Here is a 22,902-nt window from a genome sequence, read left to right as displayed (position 1 = left end):
GGTCGCCGCACCGACCGGACGACTCAGGCCAGACCCCGCCGGGTCGCTGCGGGCGGGCGGTCGCCGCGGATCGAGGCGACCATGTCCAGCACCCGACGCGTGGGCCCGACCTGGTGGGCCCGGAACACCCGAGCGCCCAACCAGGCGGAGACCGCGGTCGCGGCGAGCGTGCCCTCCAGCCGCTCGGCCACCGGCAGGTCCAGCGTCTCGCCGACGAAATCCTTGTTGGAGAGCGCCACCAGCACCGGCCAGCCGGTCGCGGTGAGCTCGTCCAGCCGGCGGGTGATCTCCAGGGAGTGCCGGGTGTTCTTGCCGAAGTCGTGCGCCGGGTCGATGAGGATGCCGTCGGGGCGTACCCCGGCCGCCACCGCGCGCTCGGCGAGCCCGGTCACTGTCACGACCACGTCGGCGACCACGTCGTCGAAGGCGGCCCGGTGCGGCCGGGTCCGGGGGACCAGCCCGCCGGCGTGCGAGCAGACCAGGCCGGCACCGGTGCTCGCCGCGACCCGGGCGAGCGCCGGGTCGGCGCCCGACCAGGTGTCGTTGAGCAGGTCCGCACCCGCCGCCACGGCCTCCGTCGCCACCTCGGCACGCCAGGTGTCGATGGAGATCACCACTTCCGGGAACGCGGCTCGTACGGCGGCGATGGTGTCCACCGTGCGCCGGATCTCCTCGGCCACGTCCACCTCGGTGCCCGGCCCCGCCTTGACCCCGCCGATGTCGATGATCGCCGCGCCCTCGTCGACCGCCCGCTCGACGGCCCGCAGCGCGCTGTCGGCGGCGAAGGTGGCGCCCCGGTCGAAGAACGAGTCCGGTGTGCGGTTGACGATGGCCATCACCACCAGCTCACCGGGGGCGAACGTCCGCCCACCAAGCCGAAGTGCCCCGGCCATGACGCCTCCCGACTGTCCGCACCGTCGCCGCCGCTCCGGCCGCTACCGACGCTAGCCGGTCGGTCGGCCGGTGCGCGGGGCGGGCGTGGGCGTCGATCGCGATCGGGGTGGTGGGGTCGCTCCCAGCCGGCTGTCGTGCCACGATCAGTGCATGGGTCAGCTTCTGCTCCTCCTGGTCGTGGCGTTGACCGTCGCGGCGGTGGTTTTCGGCGTGACGGTGTTGGTCAGTGGCCGGGATCCCGGCCTCGCGCCGACCGAACCGGATTCGCAGGCCATCCCCCTGCCGGGCACCCGGCCACTGCGGGAATCCGATGTGGGCGCGGTCCGTTTCGACACTGGGTTGCGCGGGTACCGGATGGCCCAGGTCGACCAGGCGATGCGCCGTGCGGCCTACGACATCGGCTACAAGTCCGAGCTGATCGGCGTTCTGGAGGCGGAGGTCATCGCGTTGCGCGAGGGCCGCACCGACGACGCGGACGTGCTGCGCCAGGCCCGCGAGCAAGCCGCCGGGGCGGTGCCGGGCGCGCCCACGGCGGAGTCGGACGCGGACGTGTCGCCGGCCGACGCCCTGCCCGCTCCCACCTCCTCGGCGGCCGACTCCGACGGCGTGGCACCGGCCGACGGCGAGCCGACCAACCACAAGCCGGCCGGCAGCGAGCCGACCGCCCGCACGCCGACCGACGCCCTGCCCGCTCCCACCTCCTCGGCGGCCGATTCCGACGGCGTAGCACCGGCGAACGTCGAGCCGGCCGAGGACGAGCCGGCCGGTGGGGTCGGGCAGCACGGCGCGGTGGTCCGGTCGGAGTCGGCGTGACCGGTCCGGAGGGCGTCGACGATCTTCAGGAGGCGGCGCAACCCGGCGCCGGTGAGGTGACCGCCACGGTCATCGTCAACGCCCCGGCGGCCCGGGTCTTCGCCGCGTTGCTCGCCTGGGAACGGCAGTCGGACTGGATCCCGTTCACTCAGGTGCGGGTCGTCGAGGGCGACGGGCGCGAGGGCAGCCGGATCGAGGCGGTGACCGCGCTCGGCCGGGCGACACTGCGCGACGAGATGCGGGTGGTCCGGGTCGACGAGCCGTACGAGATCGGCGTGGTGCACCACGGCCAGGTGCTGCGCGGCCCGGGTGTCCTGCGCTGCACCGCACTCGGCGAGGCCCGCACCCAGGTCGTCTGGCACGAGTGGTTCCACCTGCCGGGTGGCCGGGCCGGCCGGCTGGCGTGGCCGGTGCTCTGGCCCGGCTCCAAGCTGGGCCTCACCCAGGCGCTGAAGAGGTTCGGCCGTCTGGTCGAGCAGGGCCGGCTGCCCTGACCACGCCCGGCGTCGGCTGCCAGCCCGGCGCTCGCAGGAGATGCCCCACGCGGTGCCGCCACGTCACGGCGGCGCGCAGGTCCCGGGCGATCGAGAGGTACTCGTGGAAGGCCACCCGTACCGGGTTGTAACTGCCCACGTTCTTGGTCAGGCCGTAGACGCAGCGCTCCCGCTCGGCCGCGAACGAGCCGAACAGCCGGTCCCAGACGATCAGGATGCCCCCGAAGTTGCGGTCCAGGTAGCCGCCCTGGGAAGCGTGGTGGACCCGATGGTGCGACGGGGTGTTGAAGACGAACTCGTACCAGCGAGGCATCTTGTCGATGCGCTCGGTGTGGATCCAGAACTGGTAGAGCAGGTTGACCGAGCCGCAGAACGCGACGACCGCCGGGTGTACGCCGGCCAGGATCAGCGGGATGTAGAAGACCCAGCTGGTCAGCCCGGTCCACGGCTGCCGGAGCGCCGTGGAGAGGTTGAACCGCTGCGACGAGTGGTGCACCACGTGCGAGGCCCAGAGGATCCGGATGACGTGGTGGCCCCGGTGTGACCAGTAGTAGCAGAAGTCCTGCGCCAGCAGGATCAGCGGCCAACTCCACCAGGCCTCGGCGATCCGCAGCGGGGTGAGCGCGTAGAGCAGCGCGTACGCGGCGGCGATCGGCACCTTCCAGAGCAGGTCCGTGAAGACGCTGCCGAGCCCCATCGCCAGGCTCGTCGCGGTGTCCGCGCCGCCGTAGCCGACCTCGTCGTCGTCGCGGTGCAACAGGTAGGAGACCCGTTCCAGCACGATGAGCAGCAGGAAGGCCGGGATCGACCAGGCGATGACGTCCGGAAATTCCTTCATCGCGCCGCCTCCACTCGCCGTCGTCGGCCGGGGACGCCCCGCTGGGTGACCCTGACCTACCGGTCGGTAACAAGCACGATAGGCAGCGAAGTGGCCGGTGGCAATGGGCTGTCGGTGCGATGGCCTAGCGTGTGCGACGTGAGTGACCTGGTGATCGGCGCCGACGGGCTGGCCCGCTGCGCCTGGGGGGCGAGCACCCCGGACTACGTCGTCTACCACGACACCGAGTGGGGGCGGCCGCTGCACGGCGACGACGCGCTCTACGAGCGGATGACCTTGGAGGCGTTCCAGTCCGGCCTGTCCTGGTTGACCATCCTGCGCAAACGCCCGGCGTTCCGGTTGGCCTTCGACGAGTTCCACATCGCGACCGTGGCCGACTACGGCGAGGCCGACGTGAACCGGCTGCTCGCCGATGCCGGCATCGTCCGCAACCGGGCCAAGATCGAGGCGGCGATCGCCAACGCCCGCGCCGCTCTGGAGCTGCCCGAGGGGCTCTCCACGCTGCTCTGGTCATTCGCGCCGGAGCGCCGGCCGGCCCGCCCCGCCTCGTTCGCCGAGCTGGCGCCGATCACTGGGGAGTCGACGGCGATGGCCAAGGCACTCAAGAAGCGCGGCTTCCGGTTCGTCGGCCCGACCACCGCGTACGCCCTCATGCAGGCCACCGGGATGGTCGACGATCACATCGTCGGCTGTCACGTCACCCGCTGAACGGCGGCGTGATGGGATGGCAGGCATGACGACCGAGACCGCGTACCGGGCCGGTGCGGCCGGCAACGCCGACGGGCCGGGCACCTGGGCCGTGCTGCTGCCCCCGGAGCGTTACGAGGCCGAGCGGCTCGTGCACCACGACTCGCTGGAGCTGACCGGGCTGACCGACGTCGGGCGTCCCGGCCCCGGTGACCGGGTGGCGGTGCTGGCCGACGCGCCGCCGCGACTGGTGGCCCTCGGTCGGGTCACCGCGCCGACGCAGCGGCACTCCGAGGATCCGGACGATCCGCAGTCCGACATCGAGCCGGAAACGCTCGTCGTGACGTACACCCGGCGGGCCTTCGACGAGCCGGTGCCCACCGACCTGCTCACCCTCGACGGGCCGGTCACCGCACTGGAGCCGGCCGCCTTCCGGGCGTTGGCCGACCAGCTCGGCCCGCCCCCGGCGCGGCGCACCTGGCTGGTCAGCCTCGACCTGCCGATCGAGGCCGGCACGCCGGCCGAGGCGGTGCGCCTGTTCTGGTCGTACGTGCAGGAGTTGGGGCCGCGCGAGTTGCCGGCCTTCGTGTCACCGGCCGGCGACGAACTGGCCATGCAGGCGTTCGTGCTGGGCGCGGAGGCCAACCAGGACCCGGAAGAGGACGACTAGAACAGCTTGTCGAGTCGTCCCCGCCAGTCGGCCAGCACCGGGCCCGGGTCGGTGTCCAGGACCCGCTCCAGCAGCGTGGCGTAGACGTCCCGGAAGTCGGTGGTGTATTTCAGGTCGCCATCGTCGAGATCGGTGAGGCTGGGCGCGTCCCCGTGCCAGCCGCCGCGCACCCCCGCGCCGAGCAGCAGCATGTCGGAGGCGGTGCCGTGGTCGGTGCCGTCCGAGGCGTTGGCCCGGACCCGGCGGCCGAACTCGGAGTAGACCGCCACCACCACCTTCCGGCCGGCCTCGCTGCGACTCATCCGGTCGGCGAACGCGGTCAACGCCCGGTCCAGCTGCCCCAGCAGGACGGCCTGCAACTGCTTCTCGTCGGCGTGCGTGTCGAAGCCGCCCAGCGACACCGAGAAGACCCGGGTGGACACGTTCGCCTCCACACACTGCGCGACCAGGTCCAGTTGGGCGTCCAGCGGGGTTCGTGCCCCGCCGGTGGCCGTGGCGGGCGCCTGCTCGCCGTCCGGGTCGTCCGCCTCCGCGGCGGCGGAGTCGCGTACCTGGCGGATCATCTCGTCCACCGACCGCAGATCGGCGAAGCAGGCGGCGGCGCGGCCCCGGGCCGCCGACTCACCCGCCTCGGCGGCGGAGAACGCCTTCAGCGTCTCCGCCGACAGCCCTTTGGCGGCCTTGCGGTCGGTCACCGGCACGGCGGCGCCCGCGCTGTGCGCTCCGGCCAGCAGCGGCGGCAGCGCCGGCTCGAACGAGACGGCCAGCCGGGGGTCGCCGCCCGCCCCGTCCAGCCAGCGGCCGAGCCAACCGGTGTTGCCCGGCCGGTCCGGCTGCGCCGTGTGCCAAATGTCCATCGACCGGAAGTGGCTGCGGTCCGGCTTCGGGTAGCCGACCCCGCGCACGATCGCGAGCCCGCCGCCCGACCAGCGCTGGTGCAGCCCGGCCAGCGCCGGGTTGAGGGCGAAGTCGTCGTCGAGGCGCCGCACCTCGCCGTCGGGGTACGCCAGCTCCGGGCGGGCCGCCCGGTAGGCCGGGTCGCCGTACGGGATGACGGTGTTCAGGCCGTCGTTGCCGCCGTAGAGGGTGACCAGCACCAGCGTGCGCGACTGCGGGTCACGGTCTCCGGCGGTGTCCAGCAGGTCCCGCAGGCCGTACGCGCCGGCGCCGGCGGCCAGCGCGCCCGCGCCGACCACCCCGCTGGTGAGCAGGAACTTGCGTCGGGTCAGGGCGTCCACTTCTCGACTCCTCCGCTCAGCTGACGGTGTATTCGGGGCTGACCAGGCCGGCGGCCAGCAGCTTGCGCGGCTCGCCGGCCAACGGTGTGAGGGCGGCCCGGGTGCGGGCGCCCCAGCCGTCGACGACCAGCAGCCGGGCCAGAGCGTCCGGCCGGCCGGCGACGGGCGCGGCGGTCAGCCGGGCCAGCACCGCCGGGGTGGCCGCGGTGGCCAGCATCCCGGCCATCCGGAGCCGAGCCTGCAACGACGAGGTGGTCAGCCACGCGGTGCCGGCCGGCCAGCCGCCCACGCTGGGCGGCCGCAGCGGCACCTGGTCCAGTGCGTTCAGGCCGGAGATCAGTTGTTTGCGCTGCTGCTCCGGCAGGGCGGAGGGCCGGACGCCGAGCTGTCGCAGCGCGCCGACCATCCACTCCACCGGCTGCTTCACGAGGGTGCCCCGGGTCTGGGCGAAGGCCGGCGAGGAGAACAGCGCGCGCAGGGTGGCGACGGTGTCCGCGCCGGCCAGGCCGTCCGGGGCCGGGACGTCGGTGCCGGCGTAGCGGAACCAGAGCCGTCCGGCCACGAACGTCGCCGCCGCCGGCTGGGCGGCCAGCAGCCCGGCGTACGCCTCGGCGTCGAAGCGGCCGGTCTGTCCCAGGATCGTCTTCTCCCCGGGGTCGTGCCGTTTGGCCTCGAGACGGGCCACGCCGGTGCGCCGGTCCACCACCCAGCCGGTCAACGCTCGCGCGCCGGCCTTCACGTCGGCCTCGGTGTAGGCGCCGATGCCGAGGGTGAACAGCTCCATCAGCTCGCGCGCCAGGTTCTCGTTCGGCGCCTTGCGGGTGTTCTTCTGCCCGTCCAGCCAGATGATCAGGGCCGGGTCGCGCACCATCGCGGCGACCAGCGGGGCCAGCGGCCCGCGCCCGTGGCGGCGCAGTGTCTCCAGCTGGCCCAGCATCACCCGCGCCGACTTGACCTTCTGCGCGCTGGTCGCCCAGTGCCCGTGCCAAAAGAAGAGCAGCTTCTCGGTCAGCCCGTCCTCGGCGGCGACCATCCGGTCCAGCCACCAGAGGGTCACCTGCTGGAGTTGCTCCCGGCGCTGGGCGTTGGCCTTCTGCCGCTCTTCGCGACTGGATTCCTTGGTCAGCGCGGCGTACGGGTCCGCGGGCAGCGTCGGCGGCGGGGTGGCCGCCGCGCCCCGGTCGGCCCGTCCCGGGGCGAGCAGGTTGTCCAGGGTCGCCGCCGGCCCGGCCCGCTCGGCCGCGTCCACCTCGTCGGCGGTCGGCCCGAAGGTGGCCCGACGCAGCAGGTGCGCCACCGCTTCACGATCGCTCATGCGGTCCGACGCTAGGCGGCCCGCGTACGAGGACGGTAAGGGCGGGGTGCGAATCGCGTTCAGTGTCCCTCGAAGACCGGTTTCTGCTTGGCGACGAACGCGAGGGTGGCCGCCCGGTGGTCGGCGGTGGCGCCGCAGATCGCCTGAGCCTGCGCCTCGGCCGAGAGGGCGTCGGCGAGCGTGCCGGCGTCGGCGATCGAGAGCTGCCGCTTGATGGCCCCGTACGCGACGGTGGGGCCGGCGGCGAGCCGGGCCGCCAGGTCCTGCGCGACAGGCAACACCTGCTCGTCGTCGTCGGTCAGTCGGGTGATCAGCCCCAGCCGACAGGCCTCCTCGGCGCGGACCGGCTCGGCCAGCATCAGCAGCTCCACGGCCTTGGCGTGGCCGACCAGCCGGGGCAGCGTCCAGGAGGCGCCGGTGTCGGCGGCGAGACCGACCTTGGCGAAGGCCATCAGGAAGCTGGTGCTCGGGCCGCCGATCCGGATGTCGGCGAGGAAGGCCAACGACGCGCCGGCGCCGGCGGCCATCCCGCGGACCGCGGCCACCACCGGCTTGGGCAGGTTGGCCAGCCGGGCGGCGATCGGGTTGTAGTGCGCCCGCACGGTGTCCAGCGGCGGGGCGGAGGAGTTGCCCAGGGTCGCCACGTGCTCGCGCAGGTCCTGCCCGGCGCTGAACGCTCCACCGGCCCCGGCCAGCACGACCGCCCGGCAGGACCGGTCGGTCTCCAGCTCGGCCAGCGTGTCCCGCAGCGCCTCCTTCAGCGCCAGGTCGAGCGCGTTCATCGCCTGCGGCCGGTTCAGGGTGAGGGTGACGACGGCGTCGGTCCGGTCGACGAGCAACGGCTCGGTCACGTGTCTAACGACCCTTCTGTCGAACGATGCGGTTGCCGGCGTCGAGGCACTGCTCGACGTACCGGTCGGCGGCCGGACGCAGGCGGGCCGCGTGCCGGTCGAAGAAGCTGGCCGCGGCGGTGCCGGGCCAGCGCTCGGGCAGCAGCGCCGGGGGCAGCTGCGGGTCCCGGAACAGGAAGGTACGCCACGCGTGCACCAGCCGGAAACGGGCCGCGTACGCCTCCTCGTCGCTGCTGCGCACGGTGACCGCGCCGAGGAGGGGGCGCTGGTCGGCGACGAACCGCTCGTACGCGCGGCCGATCTCGGCCAGGTCCCAGGCGCGGCGGACGACGCCCATCGCGCCGGGGGTGCCGGAGAAGTGCGAGGCCGTGAACCGCTCGAACCGGATGCCGGCCTCGGCCAGCAACAGGTCGACGTCCTCGGCGGGCCGGGTCGCCACCCAGGTCTGCTCGTCGAGCGTGCCGTAGCCGAGGAAGCTGAGGGTGGCGGCGAGTCGCTGCCGGTCCCGTCGGGAACCCGGGGCATCGAGGACGAGCAGATCGAACCGGCCATCCCAGGTGACCCTGCCGGTTCGGTAGATCCGGGCAGCCGCCTCGTCGAGTCGTCGGGCGGCTTTTGGTGTGATCGAATATCCCGGTCCGGAGGCCAGCCGGAGCGGGTCGAGCCAGCCTTGACGCACCATCCGGGACACGGCGGTGCGAACGGCGGGCGGCGCGATTCCCAACGGCGCCAGTAGCTTGACCAGGGCGGCGACCGGTGCCCGGCCACCCCTCGGTCGGAGGTGGTCGCCGTACAGGTCGAAGAGAGCCGACCGTGCCTGCATGACCGCACATTGTGACAGGCCTTCTCAAGATAAGCTAGATGCTGTTACATCAATGCTGCTCCGGTTTGGGTCCGGCGGTGTTCATCAGGGAAAATCGTCTGTCGACACCCCCGCGAGAGTTGCGGGAGGTCGTGACGAAGTGGCTGTGGGGCAACCCACCGACCCTGGTGTAGGTCTGAGGGGAGACAACATGGCGGCGATGAAGCCGCGGACGGGCGACGGTCCGCTGGAAGTCACCAAGGAGGGTCGGGGCATCGTCATGCGAGTCCCGCTGGAGGGCGGTGGCCGGCTCGTCGTCGAGATGACTCCCGACGAGGCCAACGCGCTCGGTGACGCGTTGAAGGCAGCCGCCGGCTGAGTGAGGAGCGACCCGGACGGCGTACGCCGCTCGGAGCGTTTCTTGGACCCTGAGCCACCGGATTCGCCGGTGGCTCAGGGTCTTCATCGGCGTGGGCGGGCGATGGCTCGGCCCCACTCTGCGACATTTCCTGGAGGTACGGTCCCGCGTGCTCGCCATCCGCCCGCTCGCCGAGCCCGACCGGCTCGACGTCCTCGTCCTGCCCGTCCGCCCCACCGATCCGGCGGCGGGAGGTGACGCCCCGGCGGAACTGGCGCCCGCCGCCGTGACGCTGCCGGACGGCACCGCCGAGGAGGCTGCCGCGCTGGTGCCGGTCGCCCGACTGAACGGCCGGGCCGGCGAGATCCGTACCCACCTGCGTCCCGGGCGCAGCCCTGGTCGGCTGGTGCTGCTCGGTATCGGCGACGGCGGGGAGTCGTCCTGGCGGGCTGCCGGCGCTGCACTGGCCCGCGCCGCGGCAGATGAGACGCAGATCACTATCGCGCTGCCGGCCGAGGTGACCCCCGACGCGGTCCGTGGATTGACCGAGGGGCTGCTGCTCGCCTCGTACCGGTTCCGGCTGACCGACGCCGGCGACCCGCCCGCGCTCGCCGACGTCGATCTGCTGCTCGCCGACCCGACGGCGTACGAAAGCACCGTGGCCACGGCGCGGACCACCGCCGCGATGACCCGCCTCGCCCGCGATCTGACCAACACCCCCTCCTCGGTGAAGACCCCGCAGTGGTTCGCCGACCAGGTGGCCTCCGCCGCCGCCAACCTGCCGGACCTGCGCCTGACGGTGCGTGGCCCGGCCGAGCTGGCCGCGGAGGGCTTCGGTGGGATCCTCGCCGTGGGCGGCGGCTCGGCCAGTGGCCCCCGGTTGGTCGAGGTGGACTGGCATCCCGCGAACGCGCGCACCCACGTGGTGCTGATCGGCAAGGGCATCACCTTCGACACCGGCGGCATCTCGATCAAACCGGTGCCGGCGATGAAGCTGATGCGCAAGGACATGGCCGGTGCTGCTGCGGTCGTCGCCGCCACGCTCGGCGCGGCGGCGCTGCGCCTGCCGGTCCGCGTCACCACCCTGGCCCCGCTCGCCGAGAACATGGTCAGCGGCTCGGCGTTCCGCCCCGGCGACGTGATCCGGCACTACGGCGGGACGACCAGCGAGACGACCAACTCCGACGCCGAGGGCCGGCTGGTCCTCGCCGACGCGCTCGCCTACGCGGTACAGCAGCTCAAGCCCGATCTGCTGATCGACCTGGCCACCCTCACCGGCGCCAACGCCGTGGCGCTGGGCAAGCGCACCGCGGCCCTCTACAGCGAGAACGACGAGCTCGCCGCCGACCTGCTGGCCGCGATCGAGGCGGCCGGCGAGGCGGCCTGGCGGATGCCGCTGCACACCGACTACGTCGAGTACCTGGGCAGCGAGATCGCCGATCTCTACAGCGCGCCCGCGCAGGGCGCCGGATCGGTGACGGCCGCGCTCTACCTGCGCGAGTTCACCGGCGATCTGCGGGATCGCTGGCTGCACCTGGACATGTCCGCCCCGTCCTGGGCGGACGGCGACCAGGCCGAGCTCACCCGCGGTGCGACCGGCTGGGGCGTCCGCTCGCTGCTGCGCTGGCTGGCCGGTGTCGACTGACCGTCAGCACTTCACGGCGGCGAGCACCCCGTGCCCGACCGGGAGCAGCGCGGGAATCCAGTGCTCCGACTCCCGGACCGCCTTGATCGTTTCGCGGACCGTCACCGTCTCCGCGTCCCGGGCGGCCGGGTCAGCGATCCGACCGTGCGCCAGCATGCCGTTGAGCGCGAGCACGCCGCCCGGGCGCAGCAACCGCAGCGCCGCTTCCACGCAGGCGTGGAACCCGGTCGCCTCGGCGTCGACGAAGACCAGGTCGTACGCCCCGTCGGCGAGCCGCGGCAGCACGTCCAGGGCACGGCCGGTGATGATCCGGGTACGGCCGGCGGCGAAGCCCGCCTCGGTGAAGATCCGCCGGGCGATCCGCTGGTGCTCCACCTCCACGTCGATGGTGGTGAGCACGCCGTCGGCGCGCATGCCCCGCAGCAGCCAGACGCCGCTCACGCCCGTGCCGGTGCCGATCTCCACCACCGCGCGGGCGTTGCCGGCCGCGGCCAGCAGCCGCAGCGCCGCCCCCGCTCCGGGGGTGACCGCGTCGAGGCCCACCTCGTGGGCCAGGCTGCGGGCGGTCCGTAGGACGAGATCCTCGGTCACGTACGACTCGGCGAACTGCTGAGCCTGGGTCGTCGAACTGCCGGAACCGGCGACCGTGGCGATGGGGCACCTCCGGGCGGTGCGTGGTGCGGGGGCGGGTTGGCACTGTGAGCGTAGAGGCGACCGGCGCGAGGCGCAGCCGCGCCTCCGTCCCCTCGCGATCGCCGGAGGCAACCGCTGACTCCACCGCGCGCATCCGTGCAATCCTGGAAGCGGTATTCCGTCAGCCTCGACCGCGCCGAACCGTGGCCGGGCGACGCCGCGCGGGATCCGGGGACGGACTGGGAGGCACCGACGTGACCGACGGCTGGGATTGGCGCCGGGGCGGTGAGACTCCGGCTCCGGCGAGCCCGCCCGGGGCAGGAGCCCCACCGGCAGGGTCGCCGACCACGCCGGGGAGCGACACCGCGCCTGCGGCTGCGGCCGGTGCCTCGCCCTGGTGGTCGGACGCGCTCGGCGACCCGTGGCGTGACCCGGCGGCGCCCGCCGCGGTGGTGGTGCCCGGGGTGGTGGCGGCCGGCACCGAGCCCGAGCCGGTCACCGACCCGGACGCGCCGGGCCGACCGACGCTGCGTCACCTGCTGCTCATTCCGGTGATCACCGCGCTGCTGGCGGGCACCCTCGGTGGAGCGCTGGGCTACGCGTTCGCGGTGCGTGGTGGCGCCGCCGGCACCGTGCTCGGCGCGCAGGCCGCGGAGCCGCCGGTGCTGGCCCAGCGCAAGCCGGAGTCACTGGCTGGAGTCGCCGAACGTGTCCTGCCCAGCGTGGTCACCGTCCGGGTGAGCAGCCTGGGCGGGACCAGCGAGGGCTCCGGCTTCATCGCCAGCGCCGACGGTCACGTGATCACCAACGACCACGTGGTGGCCGGCAGCAACGGCAAGGCTTCGGTGATCTTCAACGACGGCACCTCCGCTCCGGCGACAGTCGTCGGTCAGGACCCGGAGTCCGACATCGCGGTGATCAAGGTGAACCGGACAGGGCTGCGACCGGTGGAGTTCGGCGACTCCGACGCGCTGGCCGTCGGCGACCCGGTGCTCGCCATCGGCTCACCCCTGTCGCTGGCCAACACGGTCACCGCCGGCATCGTGAGCGCCCTGGACCGGACGATGCAGGCCGGTGAGCCGGGTGGCCCGGTGCGCTACTACGCGGCCATCCAGACCGACGCGGCGGTCAACCACGGCAACTCCGGCGGCCCACTTGTCGACGGCGCCGGGCGGGTGGTCGGGGTCAACTCCACCATCAAGTCGCTGGTGGCCGAGGGGCAGGAGGCCGGCAACATCGGGCTCGCCTTCGCCATCCCGATCAACCAGGCCAAGCGGGTCACCCAGGACATCATCGGCACCGGCAAGGCCCGGCGTACGGTGATCGGCGCCCAGGTCGGCGGCCCGGGCGCGGGTGCCAACGGCGGCGTACGGCTGGCCGCCGTGGAGCCCTCCGGGCCGGCCGCCGGGGCGGGGCTGAAGGTCGGCGACGTGATTTTGAAGCTCAACGGCCGGCCGATGACCGAGCCGACCGACCTGATCGCCCTGGTCCGCAAGTTCGCTCCGGGTTCGGTGGTGACCGTCGAGTTCCGGCGGGGGGCCGCTCGGCAGAACACGTCGGTGACCCTCGCCGCGGATGCCAAGTGAACAGCGGGTCACCCCCTGCCGGAAAACCCTCCGACGTGCGTAGTCTTGCTGCTGACGCCGAGAGGAGGCCCGCGGGATGCTCGACAACCTGAACTGGTGGGAGATCGGTGCGCTGCTGCTCCTGGCGCTGTTGATCTTTGGTGACCGGCTGCCTACCGTGATCAACGACGGCCTGCGGATGGTGCGCAATCTGCGCAACATGGCCCGCAACGCCACCGGCGACCTCAGCCGCGAGCTGGGCACCGACATCCAGCTTGAGGATCTGCACCCGAAGGCCTTCATCCGCAAGCACCTCCTCAGCGAGGAGGACGAGGCGGCGATCCGCAAGCCGCTGCAGGGCGTCTACGACAACCTGCGCGCGGACGTCAGCGGCGTGCACGACGAGCTGAAGGACGTGGCCAACGCCGCGGACCCGCGGTCGAACGGTTCCCGGTCCGGCACGGCCACCGGCGCCTCGCCGGCACCGGCTCCCCGGGCCAGCTACGACGACGCCACCTGAGCGGGTACGGCACCGAGACGAAAGCGCCCCGCAGGCCCGAGTGGGCCGGCGGGGCGTCGTCGATCAGGGGGTCAGCGCCCGGCCGGCTTGAGGCCGAGCGGCTTGCCGAGCAGTGACTCGCGGCGCAGCGCGAGCCGGTCGGCGATCGTGCCGAGCGCCTGCGCGGCCGGGGACTCCGGCTCGGCCAGCACGACCGGGTTGCCGGCGTCGCCGGCCTCGCGGACCCGGGTGTCCAGCGGGATCTGACCGAGCAGCGGCACCTGGGCGCCGATGGTCCGGCTCAGCGACTCGGCGACAGCCGTGCCACCGCCGGCGCCGAAGATCTCCATCCGGGAGCCGTCCGGCAGCTCCAGCCAGGACATGTTCTCGATGACGCCGACCACCCGCTGGTGGGTCTGCAGGGCGATCGCGCCCGCTCGTTCCGCCACCTCGGCGGCGGCGGTCTGCGGGGTGGTCACGATCAGGATCTCCGAGTTGGGCAGCAACTGGGCCAGCGAGATGGCCACGTCGCCGGTGCCCGGGGGCAGGTCGAGCAGGAGCACGTCCAGGTCGCCCCAGTAGACGTCGGCCAGGAACTGCTGCAACGCCCGGTGCAGCATCGGCCCGCGCCACACCACTGCCGCGTTGCCCGAGGTGAACATGCCGATCGAGATGACCTTCACGCCGTGCGACTGCGGCGGCATGATCATGTCTTCGACGCGGGTCGGTCGGCCGTCCGCGCCGAGCATCCGGGGCACCGAGTGGCCGTAGATGTCCGCGTCGACCACGCCCACGGAGAGCCCGCGGGCGGCGAGCGCCGCCGCCAGGTTGACCGTCACGCTGGACTTGCCGACACCACCCTTGCCGCTGGCCACCGCGTACACCCGGGTGCGCGAGCCGGGCTGGGCGAACGGGATCACCGGCTCCTCGCTGGCGCCACCGCCGCGCAGCTGCGACTGCAGCGACTGCCGCTGCTCGGGGCTCATCACACCGAAGTCGATCTCCACGCCGGTCACGCTGGGCACCGCCGCGACGGCGGCGGTGATGTCCGTGCGCAGCTTGTCCTTGAGCGGGCAGCCGGCGACGGTGAGCAGCAGCTCGACGCGTACGACGCCGTCGGCGCCGATCGTGGCGGAGCGGACCATGCCCAGCTCGGTGATGGGCCGGCGGATCTCCGGGTCGTTGACGGTGGCCAGGGCGGCCTGGATCGCGTCCTCGACGGTGCTCACGGGTGCTGACATGCCCGCAATGCTACGTCGCGGGGCATCCGATCCGACCGCTGGCCGACAGTGGTGTGAGCCAAACGATGAGCGAACCCGAACCGCTGATCAGCGGTCCGGTCGGGCGTCGCGGGCGAAGTCCCCGTCCAGGTCGTCGCGCGGCTCGTCCAGACCCTGGCCGTCGGTCGCCCGCTGCGCGCGCCGCTCCTGCTGGCTGTCCTTCTCCTGCTGCCGGCGCTCCAGGCGTTGCCGGCGCTGCCCCGCCTCGTCCAGCTCCTCGGCCAGCCGGGTCAGCTCGGAACGGAGGAAGTCACGGGTGGCCACCTCGCCGAGGGCGATCCGCAGCGCGGCGATCTCCCGTGCCAGGTACTCGGTGTCCGCCTTCTGGGCGGTGGCCCGCCGCCGGTCCTCCTCCAGCGCCAACCGGTCCCGGTCGGCCTGCCGGTTCTGGGCCAGCAGGATCAGCGGCGCGGCGTAGCTGGCCTGCAACGACAACACCAGCGTGAGAAACGTGAAGGTGTACGGGTCGAAGCGCAGCTCGGCCGGGGCGAGGGTGTTCCAGCCGAACCAGATCGCGATCACCACCGTCATGACGACGATGAAGTTCGCGGTGCCCATGCCCCGGGCGATGCCCTCCGACCAGCGACCGAACGCCTCCGCGTCGAACCGGGGGAGTTTGATGCCCCGGGGCTCGCGGGGCTGGTCGAGCCGCTCCGTGCGCCGCTGCTCAGCCACCGTCGCCGTCCAGCGCCGCGTCGGAGGTGCCCGGGGCGGCCAGGGCGTCCCGGTCGCGCCAGTCCCGGGGCAGCGAGTGGTCCAGAACGTCGTCGACCGTCACGGCGCCGACCAGCCGGTTGCTGCGGTCGATCACCGGCATGGCGACCAGGTCGTAGGTGGCCATCCGGCGGGTGATCTCCGGCAGTGGGGTGGTGGGACGCAGCGGGTCGATGTCGTTGACCACCACCTTGCCCAGCAGGTCGGCCGGCGGTTCACGCAGCAACGCCTGGAAGTGCACCATGCCCAGATAGCGGCCGGTCGGGGTGTTCTGCGGGGCCCGGGTCACGAAGACCTGGGCGGCGATGGCGGGGGAGAGCTGCGGCTCCCGGATCCGCGCCAGCGCCTCGGCGACGGTGGCGTCCGGCGGCAGGATGACCGGCTCCGAGGTCATCACGCTGCCCGCCGTGCCCGGGGTGTACTTGAGCAGCTGCCGTACCGGGTCGGCCTCGTCCGGCTCCATCAGGTCCAGCAGCACGTCCTGCTCCGGTGGGGGCAGCTCGTTGAGCAGGTCCGCCGCGTCGTCCGGGTCCATCTCCTCCAGCACGTCCGCGGCCCGTTCCCGGTCCAGCGCGGCGAGGATCTCGACCTGGTCGTGCTCCGGCAGCTCGCTGAGCACGTCGGCCAGCCGCTCGTCGTTCAACGCCGCCGCGACCTCGTTGCGCCGCGCGTCGGGCAGGTCCTGTAGCGCGTTGGCCAGGTCGGCCGGGCGCATGTCCTCCAGGACGGCGAGCAGGTTCGCCGTACCCCGGTTGTCGGCGATGCCGCTGAGCCCGCGCACCCGGTCCCACTCGACCTGGTGCAGGTGGCCGCGGCGGCTGAGCCGGCCGGTCTGCTCGCGGACCGCGACCCGGCTGAGCGACCATTCGCCGCCGCGCGTGCACTCCATCGCGACGTCCACCACCGCGCCGGGCTGGCCGCCCGGTTCGAGCTGTACGCGCCGGTCCAGCAGCTCCTGGAGCACCAGCAGCTCGTTCGGGCGCTTCTCGAAGCGCCGCAGGTTGAGGGTGCCGGAGCCGAGGACCACCGCGTCCGCGTCGATCGAGGTGATGCGGTTGATGGACAGGAAGATCCGTCGGCGCATCGGCATCTCGGCGACCAGACCCACCACCTCGGGGGGCCGCTTGGTCGCCCGCAGCCGTGCCACGGCGTCACGGACCCGCCCCACCTGGTCGCCGTTCGGATCGAAGACGGCGACTCCGGCGAGGCGGGCGATGTAGACCCGGGTCGGCGTGCTCACGGGCACCAGCCTAAGCGCCTAGTGTTTATCAACATGTCGACCTTGGCCTACGAGATCGTGGACGTCTTCACCGACCGCCCGTTCGCCGGCAACCCGCTGGCCGTGGTGTTCGGCGCGGAGGCGTTGGCCACCGAGCAGATGCAGACGCTCGCGCTGGAGTTCAACCTCTCCGAGACGGTGTTCGTGCTGCCACCGACCCAGGTGGGGGCCACCTACCGAGCCCGCATCTTCACGCCGGCCGAGGAGTTGCCGTTCGCCGGGCACCCGAGTGTCGGCGCGGCGGTCACCGCGAGTCGGCGCGGAATGTTCGGTGTGGGGCAGGTCACCCAGGAGTGCGGCGCGGGTGTGCTGCCGGTCGAGGTGACCGCGACCGGGGCGACGCTCACCGGAGGCAGCCCCACCCTCGGCCCCGAGCTGGACCCGGAGCCGTTGCTGGAGATCGCCGGGCTGGTCGCGGACGACCATGACCATGCCGGGCCCGCCCCTCGGGTGGCCGGCTGCGGGCTGGAGTTTCCCTACCTGCCGGTCCGTCCGGATGCGGTGGCCAGGGCACGGGTGAACCCGGCGGCAGCGGAGCGGTACGGGGTGGCGCACGTCAGCGTCTTCTCCTGGGACGCCGGCACGCAAACCGCGCACGCCCGGGTCTTCGTGCCAGGGCTCGGCGTTCCGGAGGACCCGGCGACCGGCTCGGCGGCGCTCGGGCTCGGAGTCTGGCTGGTGGCGACCGGCCTGCTGCCGGGCGAGGGTCTGGCGCACTACGCGGTGCGCCAGGGCATCGAGATGAACCGCCCGTCCGCGCTGGCCTGCACGGTGACCGCGGCGAACGGTGTGGCCGTCGGCGCGACCGTCGCCGGTCAGGTGATGCCGGTGGCCCGGGGCGAGATCGCCGTGCCGCCGTTCGTGGGCTGAGTGACGGTGCCGATGGGGGAGAATGCGGGTGTGAGGGACGAGGATGCCTCCGGTGGCACGCCGCTTGTCGACGAGGCGATGAAGAAGGCCGCGGTGGCCTGGGTCAGCGTGTCCGGTGGCCCGGCGCTCGCGCTCTGGTGCGCGCCGCTGGAGAGCGCGCTCTTCGTGGTGAGCGGGCCGGGCGAGCAGGCCGCGCCGGGGCTGGCCGACGCGACCGAGGCGCAGGTCACCCTGCGCGGCGACCACGGAGGACGGATCGTCACCTGGCCGGCCCGGGTGACCCGGCTGGCACCGGGCACCGACGCGTGGGACACCACGGCGCCGCTGGTGGCGGCCAAGCGCCTGAACGCGCCCGGCCCGACCGCCGATCTGGTGGCCCGCTGGGCCGCCGAGGGTTGCGCGGTGAACCGAATCGCCCCGGCCGGCGAGCCGCTGACCGGCGCCAGCCTGCCGTCCGACGCGCAGGCCGAGCAGCCTCGGGAGACACCGGCGGTCCGCGCCACCCGCAAGCCGTTCCGCCTGCACCGGGTCCGCCGTCGCTGACCGCCGCCCGGCCGGTCAGCCCGTCGGACCACCCACCCCGACGGCAGCGATCCCGACGGCGGTGCCCGCGAGGTCGAGCACCTCGCGCAGGGCGCCGAGCGTGCGGCCGCGCCATTCCCGGTCCGCGTTGAACACCATGTGCTCGGCCAGGTCGGCCGCGGCCAGCCGCACGGCGGTCATCCCGGCCCGTTCGGCGCCGGTCAGCTCCTGGCTGCCGCCGTCGCCGACGTACAGGCATTCGTCCGGCGCGAGCCCGAGCCGACGGCACGCGGTCAGGTAGAGCGCCGCGTCCGGCTTGCAACGTCCGACCTGCACGGAGAAGACCCGCACGTCGAGCAGGGGCGCGATCGCGAGCTGCGGCAGGAAGGCCGGCAGTTCGTGCGTACAGTCGCTGACCACGCCGGTGCGCAGGCCCCGCTGGCGCAGCGCCGCCAGGACGGGCACCGCGTCGGCCCGCAGCCGGGTGTCCGCGCGGATCGCCCGGTGCCGGGACGCCACCGCCGCCCGCAGCGCACGGTCACTGGGGTGTACGCCGGCCTGGGCGCACACCCACCGCAGGGTCGCCTCCGCGTTGCCGAGCCGGCCGCTGGCCCGTTCGTAGTAGGTGCGGTCCAGCACCTCGGTCAACGTGTCGGTGTGACAGCCGAGCAACTCGGCGGTGTCGACGTGCGCGACTCCGCGTTGCACCGAACGGGTCAGGGTGCCGAAGAAGTCGAACAGCACCGCCTGGTAGCTGGACATGGGGGAACGCCTCCGGGCGGTCGAGGTTCGCCGGCGCGGAACCGCGTGATCGTAACGGAGTGATGACCCTCGGTGCTGACCGTCATACGTGTGAGGATTACGTCCCGTGCCCCCACCTTCACATCGGCCGACCCTGGATCCGCTGACCACCGGCGCGGTCGGGCTGGCCGTGGTCGCCGTGTCGTCGTCCGCGCCGCTGATCGCGTACGCCGCCGCTCCCGCGTTGGCCATCGCGTTCTGGCGCAACCTGCTCGCGGTGGCCGTGCTGAGCCCCTTCTCGCTGGCCCGGCGGCGCGCCGAGTTCCGCAGGCTGACCGTGGGCGCGGGCCGGCGGGAGGGGCTGTTCTGCGTACTGTCCGGGGTCGCGTTGGCCGGGCACTTCGCGACCTGGGTGCCGAGCGCCCAGCTCACCTCGGTCGCCACGTCCACCGCCCTGGTCGCCACCCAGCCGGTCTGGCAGGGGCTGATCGCCCGCGCCCAGGGGCGTCCGCTGCCCCGGGTGGTCTGGATCGGCATCGCGGTGGCGGTCGGCGGCGCGGCGGTCGCCACCGGGGTGGACGTGGGCGTCTCGGGCCGGGCCGTCCTCGGCGACGTGTTGGCGTTGGCCGGCGCCCTGTTCGCTGCCGTCTACACCGCCTTCGGCGAGCGCGCGCGGACCAGCATCAGCACCACCACCTACACCACCATCTGCTACGGGATCTGCGCGCTGATCCTGCTGGCCATCTGCCTGGTCGGCGGCGTTCGGCTGACCGGGTTCGACGGGCGTACGTGGTTGGCCATCCTGGCCCTGGTGGCCGGCGCCCAACTGCTCGGGCACTCGATGTTCAACTACGCCCTGCAGAAGATCCCGGCGACCACGGTGAGCGTGCTGATCCTGCTGGAGGCGCCCGGCGCGGCCCTGCTCGGATGGGCCTGGCTGGGTCAACTGCCCCGACCGTACGCGCTGCTCGGGATGGCGCTGCTGCTGGTCGGGGTCGCGGTGGTGGTGCTCGGCGGCCGGCGCAGCGAACCCACCGCGCTGCCGGCCGACCCGACACCGCTGGCCGACTGATCCCGGAGACCGTGCCGCGACGACGTGAGGAACATGGACACGGGTTCCCTCCGCGGCGGGGTCGCCCGGCGTCTGTCCGGGTGAGGAGGGCGATCCGTTGACGACTGAGGACCGCGCCCGGGACGGCTTCGCCGACTTCGTCCGGGCCGAGACCGCCGGGCTGACCCGGTTTGCATACCTGCTGACCGGTGACCGGCACCATGCGGAGGACCTGGTCCAGGTGGCGCTGGCTCGCGTCGCGGTGCGCTGGGAGCGGATCGAGGATCCTCCCGCCTATCTGCGCCGAGTGCTCTGCACCCAGGCCGCCAGTTGGTGGCGCTGGCGGCGGGCCCGTCCGGCGGAGCAGCTGGGCGGGGCGTTGCCGGAACGATCCGGTCCAAGTGACGACGCCGATCTACGGCTGATGCTGTCGGCGGCGTTGGCTCGGCTGACCGTGCGGCAGCGCGCGGTCCTCGTGTTGCGCTACTACGAGGACCGCACCGAGACGGAGACGGCTGAACTGCTCGGCTGCCGGGTCGGCACCGTGAAGAGCCAGACCCGCCACGCCCTCGGCCGACTCCGCGTACTCGCCCCCGAACTGGCCGAACTTGTCGGCCGTGACCCGCAGGAGGTGGCACGGTGACCGCCCGGCTCTCCGAAGCGCTGCGGCGCCTCGCCGACGATGTGCCGCCCGCGCGCGTACCGGCGGGCTTCTTCGACGCGGCGCGGACCCGGCACCGCCGTCGCCGGGCCGCCGTCGCGGGAGCGCTCGCCGTCCTGGTCCTGCTCCTGGGCACCGGGTACGCGCTGCACCCGGTCGCCCTGCCGATCCCCGCCGGCCCGAGGCACGACGCCCCTGGCCTGCCCACCAGACTCGTCGACCCGCCGCTGCGAACCGCCTCGGTGCGGGCCTCGGCACCTGGCTCGGCGGCGATGCTCTTCGGCGGTCCAGCCGTGCGCACCGATTGGTCCGAGAACCGGATGGGTGTGCTCGCCGCGGACGCCGACCGCTACCGGGTGCTGGACGCCGGTTCGGCCGTCGCGGGCTTCGAGGCGATGCTGTCCCCGGACGGCCGGTACGCCTCGATCGGTGCGACGCTGCTCGACCTGCGGACCGGGAAGCTCACCCCGGATCGCACGGGCGGCTACCCGCTCGCGTTCGCGCCGAACGGGGAGCGTCTCGTCTACGCCGAGGACGACACGACGTTCACCCCGCCCAACAGCTACGGCACCCCGTACGTCGGTGTTTACGACCGCAAACTCGGCGCGGATGTGCTGCGGGTGCGGGTCGGGACGGCCTGGATTCCGCCCGGACGCACAGCCGCGCTCTCGCCCGACGGCGGGGAGTTGGCCCTCCAGGTCCGCGACGAGGTCTGGCTCACTCGGGTGGCGGACGCGGGCGCCGATCGGGTCGCCGAGCCGTACCGGAAGCTGCCGCTCGCCGGTGGCCGGCTCGCCGGGGCCGGATCCTGGTCGCCGGACGGCGGATCGGTGGCGGTCCTGGATCGGTCCACCTGCGACGACTGCCCGGTGCCGTCCTACCGGCGCACCTGGACGCTGGCGTTGCGGTCCACCGTCGACGGTTCGCCCTTGGCCGGTGCGGCGTTCCCCCCGCTGCCTTCCCGCACGTTCGTGCAACTGCTCGGGTGGCGCTCGGCGGAGGAGGCGGTCGCGTTGGTCGGGGTGCCGGGTCCGGCGGCGGTGGACCGCCCGGACGAGCACGACGTGGCCTGGGGGCCGTATCACGAGCCCGGAACGGAGGCGGTGGAACTCGTGGCGCTGCGCCGGGGCGCGCTCGCGCCGGAGGTGCTCTTCCGCACCCCGGAGGGCATCACTGAGCTGTCGGTCGCCGCCGACCTGGCGATCGACGGGGCGGTACGCGAATCCGGTCGCCCCGACTACGGGCCGCTGCCGTTCTGGGCGCTCGCGGCGGGGTTCGTGCTGGTGGTCCTGGTGGCGCGGCCCGTGCTGGCGTGGCTGCGGTGGTGGCGCGGCCGCCGTCGCCGGCCTAGCCCTCGTGCACCTCGATGACGCGGGTGGTGGGGGCGGCCTCGCCGAGGGCGGTGCGCAGGGCCGCCCGCTCCGGGTCAACCAGGAACGACTCGTAGCCGGCCCGCCCGTCGAACCGGATCACGTGCACCTCGGCCCGCCCGTCGGTGCCGCGCAGCCGTCGTTCCAGCCGGCCACCGTGCCGGTCGAGCAGCGCCAGCACATTGTCCTCGTAGCGCTGCCCAGCGGCCTCGGCCCCGGCCGCATACTCGACGACTGCGACAAGGGTCAGCATGACGCCACGCTATCCGTCGATGCCGACGGCCGTGGCGCTGGCTTCCCAGAGCCGGGCCGCGAGCCGCGGGTCGGCTGCCTTGCGGTACGGCCGGCGTGGCCGGCGGTTGTAGTAGTACGCCCCGTTGATGAGCCGGGCCGGATCCTGGTTGGCCAGCCAGACCAGCGTCTCGGCGCCCTTCTCGGGGCTGCGGAACGGCAGGAACCGCATACCGAACGCGACCATCCGGCTGTCGTTGGCGAACCGCGTACGCACCACGCCGGGGTGGAAGCTGTGCGTGGGGATGTGCGACCAGCGGAGGGCCGCCTCGGCGGCGAACAGAATGTTGGCCTGCTTGCTGGTGCCGTACGCGGCCATCGACCGGTAACGGCGCAGCGGCTTGTTGAGGTCGGCCGGGTCGAGCCCGCCGTAGCGGTGCGCGCCCGAGGCGGTCACCACTATCCGGCCCACCCGGTCGGCGAGCAGGTTGGTCAGCAGGAAGGGGGCCAGGTGGTTGGCCTGGATCGACAGCTCGAAGCCGTCGACGGTGGTGAGGGGTTGGAGCGCGATGGCCCCGGCGTTGTTGGCCAGCACGTCGATCCGGTCGTACGCGTCGCGCAGCCGCTCGGCGAGCCCGCGTACGTCGTCGAGCACCGCGAAGTCGGCCCGGAACAGCTCGGGACGCGCGCCCGAGGTCTCCCGTACCCGTTCCGCCGCGGCCTGCAGACGGGCCGGATCCCGTCCGACCAGCACCACCTCGTCGCCGCGGCACGCGAAGCTCACCGCGGCGGCCAACCCGATGCCCGAGCTGGCTCCGGTCACCACCACCAGCCGACGCCCAGTGAGATCTTCCACAGGTCCATTCACCCCGGTCATGGCG

General features: G+C 73.3%; 26 protein-coding genes. 13 read left to right on the top strand and 13 right to left on the bottom strand.

What is annotated here, in order from left to right; translation table 11 throughout:
- Nucleotides 1-23 precede the first annotated feature (23 nt).
- Complete coding sequence (folP, locus tag ACGGAQ_RS03095) at nucleotides 24-893, bottom strand: dihydropteroate synthase (protein WP_393044071.1); 870 nt, start codon at nucleotides 891-893, stop codon at nucleotides 24-26.
- Nucleotides 894-1,044: 151 nt separating this feature from the next.
- Between folP and ACGGAQ_RS03090 the strand changes: the two genes are divergently transcribed.
- Nucleotides 1,045-1,707 carry a DivIVA domain-containing protein gene (locus tag ACGGAQ_RS03090; RefSeq protein ID WP_393044069.1) on the top strand — a complete coding sequence of 221 codons (663 nt, stop codon included), beginning with the start codon at nucleotides 1,045-1,047 and terminating at the stop codon, nucleotides 1,705-1,707.
- Complete coding sequence (locus ACGGAQ_RS03085) at nucleotides 1,704-2,201, top strand: SRPBCC family protein (RefSeq protein ID WP_393044067.1); 498 nt, start codon at nucleotides 1,704-1,706, stop codon at nucleotides 2,199-2,201. The genes ACGGAQ_RS03090 and ACGGAQ_RS03085 overlap by 4 nt, the downstream gene beginning before the upstream one ends.
- Here ACGGAQ_RS03085 and ACGGAQ_RS03080 read toward each other — a convergent pair.
- The gene (locus ACGGAQ_RS03080; RefSeq protein ID WP_393044065.1) at nucleotides 2,146-3,039 is read right to left on the bottom strand and encodes a sterol desaturase family protein; all 894 of its coding nucleotides are present in this window, start codon (nucleotides 3,037-3,039) and stop codon (nucleotides 2,146-2,148) included. The genes ACGGAQ_RS03085 and ACGGAQ_RS03080 overlap by 56 nt on opposite strands.
- 138 nt (nucleotides 3,040-3,177) lie before the next feature.
- On the opposite strand from ACGGAQ_RS03080, the gene ACGGAQ_RS03075 reads away from it, so the two are divergent.
- Together ACGGAQ_RS03075 and ACGGAQ_RS03070 are read left to right on the top strand one after the other, a co-directional pair.
- A complete protein-coding gene (locus ACGGAQ_RS03075; protein ID WP_393044063.1) occupies nucleotides 3,178-3,747 on the top strand; it encodes a DNA-3-methyladenine glycosylase I in 570 nt (189 codons plus the stop codon).
- Nucleotides 3,748-3,772: 25 nt separating this feature from the next.
- Nucleotides 3,773-4,396: a hypothetical protein gene (locus ACGGAQ_RS03070; RefSeq protein ID WP_393044061.1), complete on the top strand. Its 624-nt coding sequence runs from the start codon at nucleotides 3,773-3,775 to the stop codon at nucleotides 4,394-4,396.
- Here the strand turns inward: ACGGAQ_RS03070 and ACGGAQ_RS03065 are convergent.
- The 4 genes from ACGGAQ_RS03065 to ACGGAQ_RS03050 are packed head-to-tail and all read right to left on the bottom strand — an operon-like array spanning nucleotide 4,393 to nucleotide 8,623.
- Nucleotides 4,393-5,634: a DUF1501 domain-containing protein gene (locus tag ACGGAQ_RS03065; protein WP_393044059.1), complete on the bottom strand. Its 1,242-nt coding sequence runs from the start codon at nucleotides 5,632-5,634 to the stop codon at nucleotides 4,393-4,395. The genes ACGGAQ_RS03070 and ACGGAQ_RS03065 overlap by 4 nt on opposite strands.
- A 16-nt stretch (nucleotides 5,635-5,650) precedes the next feature.
- The gene (locus tag ACGGAQ_RS03060) at nucleotides 5,651-6,949 is read right to left on the bottom strand and encodes a DUF1800 family protein (RefSeq protein WP_393044057.1); all 1,299 of its coding nucleotides are present in this window, start codon (nucleotides 6,947-6,949) and stop codon (nucleotides 5,651-5,653) included.
- A 59-nt stretch (nucleotides 6,950-7,008) separates the two neighbouring features.
- Entirely contained in the window at nucleotides 7,009-7,800 is a 792-nt protein-coding gene (locus tag ACGGAQ_RS03055; protein ID WP_393044053.1) for an enoyl-CoA hydratase-related protein, read from the bottom strand.
- 4 nt (nucleotides 7,801-7,804) lie between these two features.
- Nucleotides 7,805-8,623 carry a PaaX family transcriptional regulator C-terminal domain-containing protein gene (locus tag ACGGAQ_RS03050; RefSeq protein ID WP_007455243.1) on the bottom strand — a complete coding sequence of 273 codons (819 nt, stop codon included), beginning with the start codon at nucleotides 8,621-8,623 and terminating at the stop codon, nucleotides 7,805-7,807.
- 190 nt (nucleotides 8,624-8,813) lie between these two features.
- On the opposite strand from ACGGAQ_RS03050, the gene ACGGAQ_RS03045 reads away from it, so the two are divergent.
- Nucleotides 8,814-8,981 (top strand): DUF3117 domain-containing protein, encoded by a 168-nt coding sequence (locus ACGGAQ_RS03045; RefSeq protein ID WP_007455245.1) that lies wholly within the window; start codon nucleotides 8,814-8,816, stop codon nucleotides 8,979-8,981.
- Between the two features lie 148 nt (nucleotides 8,982-9,129).
- Entirely contained in the window at nucleotides 9,130-10,605 is a 1,476-nt protein-coding gene (locus ACGGAQ_RS03040; protein WP_393045641.1) for a leucyl aminopeptidase family protein, read from the top strand.
- Nucleotides 10,606-10,608: 3 nt separating this feature from the next.
- Here the strand turns inward: ACGGAQ_RS03040 and ACGGAQ_RS03035 are convergent, their stop codons facing one another.
- Nucleotides 10,609-11,196, bottom strand: a complete 588-nt coding sequence (locus tag ACGGAQ_RS03035; RefSeq protein ID WP_393044051.1) for an O-methyltransferase — start codon at nucleotides 11,194-11,196, stop codon at nucleotides 10,609-10,611.
- A 296-nt stretch (nucleotides 11,197-11,492) separates the two neighbouring features.
- Here ACGGAQ_RS03035 and ACGGAQ_RS03030 point away from each other — a divergent pair, with 296 nt between their 5' ends.
- Together ACGGAQ_RS03030 and ACGGAQ_RS03025 are read left to right on the top strand one after the other, a co-directional pair.
- Nucleotides 11,493-12,824: a S1C family serine protease gene (locus tag ACGGAQ_RS03030; protein WP_393044049.1), complete on the top strand. Its 1,332-nt coding sequence runs from the start codon at nucleotides 11,493-11,495 to the stop codon at nucleotides 12,822-12,824.
- A 76-nt stretch (nucleotides 12,825-12,900) separates the two neighbouring features.
- Entirely contained in the window at nucleotides 12,901-13,323 is a 423-nt protein-coding gene (locus tag ACGGAQ_RS03025; RefSeq protein WP_393044047.1) for a preprotein translocase subunit TatB, read from the top strand.
- A gap of 71 nt (nucleotides 13,324-13,394) precedes the next feature.
- On the opposite strand, the gene ACGGAQ_RS03020 is transcribed toward ACGGAQ_RS03025, so the two are convergent.
- The 3 genes from ACGGAQ_RS03020 to ACGGAQ_RS03010 all read right to left on the bottom strand — a co-directional run bounded on the left by ACGGAQ_RS03020 (nucleotide 13,395) and on the right by ACGGAQ_RS03010 (nucleotide 16,536).
- Nucleotides 13,395-14,543 (bottom strand): Mrp/NBP35 family ATP-binding protein, encoded by a 1,149-nt coding sequence (locus ACGGAQ_RS03020; RefSeq protein ID WP_393044045.1) that lies wholly within the window; start codon nucleotides 14,541-14,543, stop codon nucleotides 13,395-13,397.
- 87 nt (nucleotides 14,544-14,630) lie between these two features.
- Nucleotides 14,631-15,257 (bottom strand): DUF1003 domain-containing protein, encoded by a 627-nt coding sequence (locus ACGGAQ_RS03015; RefSeq protein ID WP_393044043.1) that lies wholly within the window; start codon nucleotides 15,255-15,257, stop codon nucleotides 14,631-14,633.
- Nucleotides 15,250-16,536, bottom strand: coding sequence for a magnesium transporter MgtE N-terminal domain-containing protein (locus tag ACGGAQ_RS03010; RefSeq protein ID WP_393044041.1), 1,287 nt, complete (start codon nucleotides 16,534-16,536; stop codon nucleotides 15,250-15,252). Before ACGGAQ_RS03010 ends, ACGGAQ_RS03015 begins: the two co-directional genes overlap by 8 nt.
- A gap of 33 nt (nucleotides 16,537-16,569) precedes the next feature.
- On the opposite strand from ACGGAQ_RS03010, the gene ACGGAQ_RS03005 reads away from it, so the two are divergent.
- Nucleotides 16,570-17,445 (top strand): PhzF family phenazine biosynthesis protein, encoded by an 876-nt coding sequence (locus tag ACGGAQ_RS03005; protein ID WP_393044039.1) that lies wholly within the window; start codon nucleotides 16,570-16,572, stop codon nucleotides 17,443-17,445.
- A 12-nt stretch (nucleotides 17,446-17,457) separates the two neighbouring features.
- A complete protein-coding gene (locus tag ACGGAQ_RS03000; protein WP_393044037.1) occupies nucleotides 17,458-17,988 on the top strand; it encodes a hypothetical protein in 531 nt (176 codons plus the stop codon).
- A gap of 15 nt (nucleotides 17,989-18,003) precedes the next feature.
- Here the strand turns inward: ACGGAQ_RS03000 and ACGGAQ_RS02995 are convergent, their stop codons facing one another.
- Nucleotides 18,004-18,729 (bottom strand): HAD family hydrolase, encoded by a 726-nt coding sequence (locus ACGGAQ_RS02995; protein WP_393044035.1) that lies wholly within the window; start codon nucleotides 18,727-18,729, stop codon nucleotides 18,004-18,006.
- A gap of 106 nt (nucleotides 18,730-18,835) precedes the next feature.
- Here ACGGAQ_RS02995 and ACGGAQ_RS02990 point away from each other — a divergent pair, with 106 nt between their 5' ends.
- The 3 genes from ACGGAQ_RS02990 (at nucleotide 18,836) to ACGGAQ_RS02980 (ending at nucleotide 21,790) form a co-directional block, all read left to right on the top strand.
- A complete protein-coding gene (locus ACGGAQ_RS02990; RefSeq protein ID WP_393044033.1) occupies nucleotides 18,836-19,780 on the top strand; it encodes a DMT family transporter in 945 nt (314 codons plus the stop codon).
- 97 nt (nucleotides 19,781-19,877) lie between these two features.
- Nucleotides 19,878-20,402 carry a SigE family RNA polymerase sigma factor gene (locus ACGGAQ_RS02985; protein WP_393044031.1) on the top strand — a complete coding sequence of 175 codons (525 nt, stop codon included), beginning with the start codon at nucleotides 19,878-19,880 and terminating at the stop codon, nucleotides 20,400-20,402.
- Complete coding sequence (locus ACGGAQ_RS02980) at nucleotides 20,399-21,790, top strand: hypothetical protein (RefSeq protein WP_393044029.1); 1,392 nt, start codon at nucleotides 20,399-20,401, stop codon at nucleotides 21,788-21,790. Before ACGGAQ_RS02985 ends, ACGGAQ_RS02980 begins: the two co-directional genes overlap by 4 nt.
- Here the strand turns inward: ACGGAQ_RS02980 and ACGGAQ_RS02975 are convergent.
- Together ACGGAQ_RS02975 and ACGGAQ_RS02970 are read right to left on the bottom strand one after the other, a co-directional pair.
- Complete coding sequence (locus ACGGAQ_RS02975) at nucleotides 21,768-22,043, bottom strand: hypothetical protein (protein WP_393044027.1); 276 nt, start codon at nucleotides 22,041-22,043, stop codon at nucleotides 21,768-21,770. The two genes, ACGGAQ_RS02980 and ACGGAQ_RS02975, sit on opposite strands and share 23 nt — an antisense overlap.
- Nucleotides 22,044-22,052: 9 nt before the next feature.
- A complete protein-coding gene (locus tag ACGGAQ_RS02970) occupies nucleotides 22,053-22,877 on the bottom strand; it encodes an SDR family NAD(P)-dependent oxidoreductase (RefSeq protein WP_393044025.1) in 825 nt (274 codons plus the stop codon).
- Nucleotides 22,878-22,902: the final 25 nt, after the last annotated feature.

Origin of the sequence: Micromonospora sp. NPDC047557, from assembly GCF_043205095.1 — a bacterium.
Classification (GTDB): Bacteria; Actinomycetota; Actinomycetes; order Mycobacteriales; family Micromonosporaceae; genus Micromonospora.
This window is presented reverse-complemented; position numbering and strand designations above follow the sequence as displayed.